The organism is Arthrobacter sp. HMWF013, assembly GCF_003061105.1.
GTDB lineage: Bacteria > Actinomycetota > Actinomycetes > Actinomycetales > Micrococcaceae > Arthrobacter.
Window position 1 is genome coordinate 1 of record NZ_QAIQ01000151.1, and the last position, 4,906, is coordinate 4,906.

A 4,906-nucleotide genomic window follows, 5' to 3' on the forward strand; every position below is an offset into this window, starting at 1 on the left:
GGAAGATATGGAAATCCGAGCTGGCGGTGTCCCACAGGTTCCCCCACCAGGACCCGTCATTGAACCACAACGCACTCGTTGCGCGCTTTGTGCCGGTCGGTGACCCAGTCCCCGAATGCGACGGACCCTCAACCCCGACATCCCCCGGGGCAGCCGACGCCGCACCGGGCACCATCAGGAGGCCCAGGGTCAGCAACAGCGCTGTCAGCAGTGCATTAAGCCGCAGCTTCCACGACCCGCGTAGGCGAGGACCGGCCGGACGGCCGGCTCCCCTCCCTACTTCAGGCCAGGGAGTCCCGCGCACCAGCAACCGGGCCCGTTCGTTGTAGGTTGGCATGACGTTTTTCCCCTCCTTGTTGATGCCGCGTCATGGTGCAGTTTCAACCGCCTGTGCGCGGCGACTGTCGGCAGCTCAACGGTGCCGACAGTTCACTCACTGGACTTCCCTCCAAGGTGAACCTTGGTGGGCAGTCCTGCTGAGCTGGGTCGTGGAGACGTGCGCGAGCCGGCGCCCGCGCAAGTAGCCGGCGGATGTGAAAGCCAATACGGCGATAACGGAGCCTGCACGGCCCAGGCCCCGGGGGTTGTTTCCGGTGCCCCAGTCGATAAGTCCCGCCAGGACAGCCCGTGGCAGCACGCTCTTCACGTACCGGCGTTCCGGTCCAAGCGCCCGCTTGTGGCCCACCACCTGACTGACCTGGGCCTTGGAAATTCCTTCGGACCAGGACCGGGACAGCATGTAGCGCAGTGTCCCCCGGTGGGCGGGAACGTGGTGGCGCACCAGGGCCGCCGGCTCATAAACGATCCGTGAACCGGGGGCACCTATCCTGGAACGGATACAGATTTCGGTCTCTTCGCAACCCAGGGGTTTTGAGCCTTGGCGGCCAAGGGCGAGGTTGAAGCCACCTACCTGGCGGAGGACTTCAAGCCGGAAGGACATGTTTGCGCCGATGACATTCCGGACTTCGGACGCCACCTTGGGCAGACCGCGGTGGCTGCACCCCACGATCCAGTCGAGTTCCTCGCCGAAGTGCGACGGGCGGCCGTATTCCCACACCGGTTCAACGCGCCCGCCCACACCGAGCACATCGGGGTCGTCATAAAATGCCAAGAGCCGTTCGAGCCATTGCGGGGACGCTTCGGCGTCGTCGTCCAGGAACGCCAGGATATCGGAACTGGCAATCTCCACCCCGGTGTTCCGGGCTCCGGAAAGCCCCACAGGGCCCATGCTCCTGACCAGGGTCACGTCATCGAGAATGGAGCGAAGACGCTCATACAGGTCCTCATTGTGGTCAACCACAACAATGACCTCCTGGGGGACCAGCGTCTGGGCTCGAACCGAGTCAATGACGTCAAGCAACCGGTCCCAGCGCTCCAGGGTGTAGCAGCATATGACAACCGAGACAGTTGGGGGCTCACTGGGAATGAACATGTCAGTGCCCTTCCGCCAGCGCCAGGAGGCTCTGCGGATCCGTGGGTGTCCGCGGGAACCTGACATTTGCATACGCATACTTCACGCGCCGCAGGGCCTCGGGACGGGCACCGGCAGTGGGCGCCTCCCAGACGGTGCATTCGCGTGCAAGGGTGCTGAGGACCCGCCACCCGTCACGGAACGTCTGCAGATTCGAGGCTCCGGATATGCGGTCAAGCTCAATGCTCGGAACCTCGGCGATGCGGAGGCCCGCTCTGGCTGCCCGGACAATCAGCTCCGTTTCGATTTCAAAGCCGTCCGATTCGAGTTCCAGAACCTCCAGGCACTCCTTGCGGAACGCTATGTATCCGTAGCAGAGGTCGGAGTAGTCGCTGCGCAACACGGTGTTGGCCAACCCGGTCAGCGCCTTGTTGCCGGCGTTCCGCAACCAGGTCAGGTCCTCGGATCCGCCCCCGGTGACATAACGCGAGCCTTTGACGAAGTCGTAGTCATGCTGGAGCGGGGAGACGAACCAGCCGATCTCCTGGGGGTCCATGCTGCCATCCGCGTCCAACATGACGATGATGTCTCCGGAGGCTGCTGCAAAACCTGAGCGAAGGGCCACGCCCTTTCCCTTGCGCTTTTCGTTGACGATGATGGCGTCCTCGCGGATTGCGCGTGCCACTCCCACGGTGTTATCCGTTGAACGGCCATCTACGATCACGATTTCGTCCACATAAGAGGGCATCCGGCGGAGAACCCACGGAATGTTTTTCGCCTCGTTCAGCGTGGGGATGACGACACTTACCGAGGCCCTTACGGCTTCGAATGCCAACATCGGGAGTGTAATTGGGAGCTGGGTGGAAATGGACAAATACCTCACCACTTCATGACGTTTGCGGGTGGAGTCAACACCTAACCCAGCCTGGAAGCTGAGCGAGGCATCAACGCTTCATCCGGTCATGGTCTGGTCTCTGGCCCCAGCTCTCATTTGCCATTGACTCTGGCCGTGCATTAGAGCCTATGTTCCGCATCACGAGCTATCACGAGTAGTCGGTACTCGCTTTTACAGCGCGCTTCCACCCCCTGTAAGTAAGTACAGGGATTAACGGGAAGTGAATTCTTTAGGTATGGGGGATGTCCGGCAAAAGAATCAATGAGGGTATAGGGCCTTGTTTATGCCCGTAAATCCACGGCGGGCGGGCGGCGGTGAAGCCTGCCGGTCAGGCTCCGGTGCGAAAAAACAGCTCGGCAACCTTAGCCAGAAACGCGGGGTCCTGCACGCCACAAAGTTCGCGTGCAGAGTGCATCGACAGCAGCGGCACACCCACATCCACGGTCCGGATTCCCAACCGGGTGGCCGTCAGCGGCCCGATGGTGGATCCGCAGGGAACCCCGTTGTTGGATACGAATTCCTGGTAGGGCACGTTGGCCTCGGCACTGAGCCTCGCCCAAAATGCCGCGCCCGTAGCGTCCGTGGCATACCGCTGGTTGGCGTTGATTTTGAGCAGCGGGCCGCCGTTGAGGACCGGGTGGTTGGCGGGATCGTGCCGTTCGGCGTAGTTGGGGTGGACCGCGTGGCCGGCGTCCGCGGAAACACAGAACGACGCCGCCAGCGCCCGCCGCCGTTCGCTTACCGTTGCTCCAAGGCCGTCGGAGATGCGGACCAGCACGTCTTCGAGGATGGGGCCGCAGGCTCCCGAGCGGGAGTTGGACCCGATTTCCTCGTGGTCGAACGCCGCCAGCACGGCGATAGGCGCGTCAGCGCCGCCCGAAACAGAAGAAGCGGCGATCAGCGCCGCCAGCCCGGCGTGGGTCGCTGAAAGGTTATCCAACCGCCCGGAGGCGAAGAACTCACCATTGGCCCCGAAAACCGCGGGCGCCTGCGTGTCCGCAATGACGACGTCGTACCCGCCAATCAGGGCAGGATCAACGGCTGCGTCAGGGACGTGCGAAGCCAGCACGGACAGCAGATCGGAATCAGCAGGATTACCCAATCCCCACACCGGGTTCATGTGCCGCTGCTTGTCCAGCGTGAGGCCGTCATTCACGTTCCGGTCCAGGTGGATGGCCAGTTGCGGGAACCGGAGCAGGGGACCGGTGGCGGTCAGGTGCTGCGTGCCGTCCAGCATGACCAGCCGGCCGGCCAGCAGTAGCTCCCGGTCCAGCCAGGAGTTCAGCAGCGGACCGCCGTACACCTCGACGCCGGCCTGCAGCCAGCCATGTGCGCCGGTGGTGGGCTTTGGTTTGAGTTTGAAGGACGGGGAGTCAGTGTGCGCGCCCAGGATGTTGAACCCGGTGGTGCGCCCTGCGTTTTCCGGGACCACCCAGGCGATCAGGGCGCCGTCGCGGACAATGTAGAACCGTCCCGCCCCGCCGTCCCATGGCTCCAGTTCATCCAGCCCGGTGAATCCGGCCGCTTCCAGGCGCCGGGCAGCTTCGTGCGCGGCATGAAAGCTCGACGGCGACGCGCTGACATATGCGCCAAGGTCCTGGATGTGGTCTGCGGCGGAAGGTGAAGGCATGGTTCCGAGTCTAGATGGTCACGTTAAGCCCTGCCGTGTACCCGGTGCCGGCCGAACCGGTCATCGTGGCCAACTGGTAGATCCCGCCGTCGTCGCCGAAGACGTTGTCCGACCGCAGGGTGGTCCGCTTCATGTTGGTGACGCTGGCCTCGTAACCGGCACTGCCGTAGACGTCGTCGCAGGCGGCCTGGGTCAGGGCGATCTGCGAGACCGCCAGCACCTGCCCGGCAGCCGTGGCGTTGCTCATCGATTCGAAGACCTCGAAGTGGATGTGCGGCCAGCGGCCCGGGTAGGCGCCCGGGAAGATGGATCTGAAGGTGACCTGCCCGTTCGCGTCGGCCTCCTGGACCCCGCGGAGGTAGTTCTCGCCGGTCAGGCCGGAATCGTAGAGGGAATACCGCCCATCGCGGTCGCAGTGCCAGGCGTACACCGCAGCCCCGGCAAGGGGAACGCACCCGTTGGCGTTGTCGAGCAGGGTCAGGGTGAAGGTCAGCGGCACGCCCTCGGCCCGGGCGCTGCCTGTCCCGAAGCTTGTGGTGATGTCCTGCCGTACCACTCCGGATGCCGTCAGCACATTGGGGCCGTTCGAGCCGTCACCCGGGTACGGGCCCGCGGTTTCCGCGGGAATCTCCACGCCGCATTCGGCGATCGCCCGGGTGAGCGTGGGCGATGCGGAGGGCGTCGCCGCCGCACTGACAGCGGCACTCGACGTGCCGGTAGCCGTGGCACTTCCGGTGGCGGCCGACGTCGTCGTGCCGGCCGTGCTGCCGGATCCGCCGGGCGTGCACGCCGCCAGGGCAGCAACCGCGCCGCCTGCGCCGAAGAACATGCCCAGCGAACGGCGGCTCATCATCGTGGAGAGATCAAATTCGAGGCCGCGGTCATGGTTGGGATGGGGAACATGATTGGTCATGTCCCCCATCCAACCGGCCGCGCCTATCCCTTGCATAGGCGGTTCCTGTGCGGAACC

Annotated in this window: 4 protein-coding genes and 1 pseudogene; all 5 read right to left on the bottom strand. The window is 64.2% G+C overall.

The window, feature by feature from the left end:
- Positions 1 to 337: pseudogene (locus DBR22_RS24375) on the bottom strand (hypothetical protein); the annotation flags it as partial.
- Positions 338 to 433: 96 nt separating this feature from the next.
- A complete protein-coding gene (locus DBR22_RS07055; RefSeq protein ID WP_108598418.1) occupies positions 434 to 1,432 on the bottom strand; it encodes a glycosyltransferase family 2 protein in 999 nt (332 codons plus the stop codon).
- 1 nt (position 1,433) lies between these two features.
- Positions 1,434 to 2,249, bottom strand: coding sequence for a glycosyltransferase family 2 protein (locus DBR22_RS07060; protein ID WP_108598420.1), 816 nt, complete (start codon positions 2,247 to 2,249; stop codon positions 1,434 to 1,436).
- Between the two features lie 385 nt (positions 2,250 to 2,634).
- Entirely contained in the window at positions 2,635 to 3,936 is a 1,302-nt protein-coding gene (locus tag DBR22_RS07065; protein WP_108598419.1) for a M18 family aminopeptidase, read from the bottom strand.
- A 10-nt stretch (positions 3,937 to 3,946) separates the two neighbouring features.
- Positions 3,947 to 4,849, bottom strand: a complete 903-nt coding sequence (locus DBR22_RS07070) for an intradiol ring-cleavage dioxygenase (RefSeq protein WP_108598421.1) — start codon at positions 4,847 to 4,849, stop codon at positions 3,947 to 3,949.
- Positions 4,850 to 4,906 lie beyond the last annotated feature (57 nt).

Coding starts and splice junctions, on each gene's coding strand:
- DBR22_RS07065 (WP_108598419.1), bottom strand. CDS start 3,936: ATGCCTTCACCTTCCGCCGCAGACCACATCCAGGACCTTGGCGCATAT.
- DBR22_RS07070 (WP_108598421.1), bottom strand. CDS start 4,849: ATGACCAATCATGTTCCCCATCCCAACCATGACCGCGGCCTCGAATTT.
- DBR22_RS07060 (WP_108598420.1), bottom strand. CDS start 2,249: ATGTTGGCATTCGAAGCCGTAAGGGCCTCGGTAAGTGTCGTCATCCCC.
- DBR22_RS07055 (WP_108598418.1), bottom strand. CDS start 1,432: ATGTTCATTCCCAGTGAGCCCCCAACTGTCTCGGTTGTCATATGCTGC.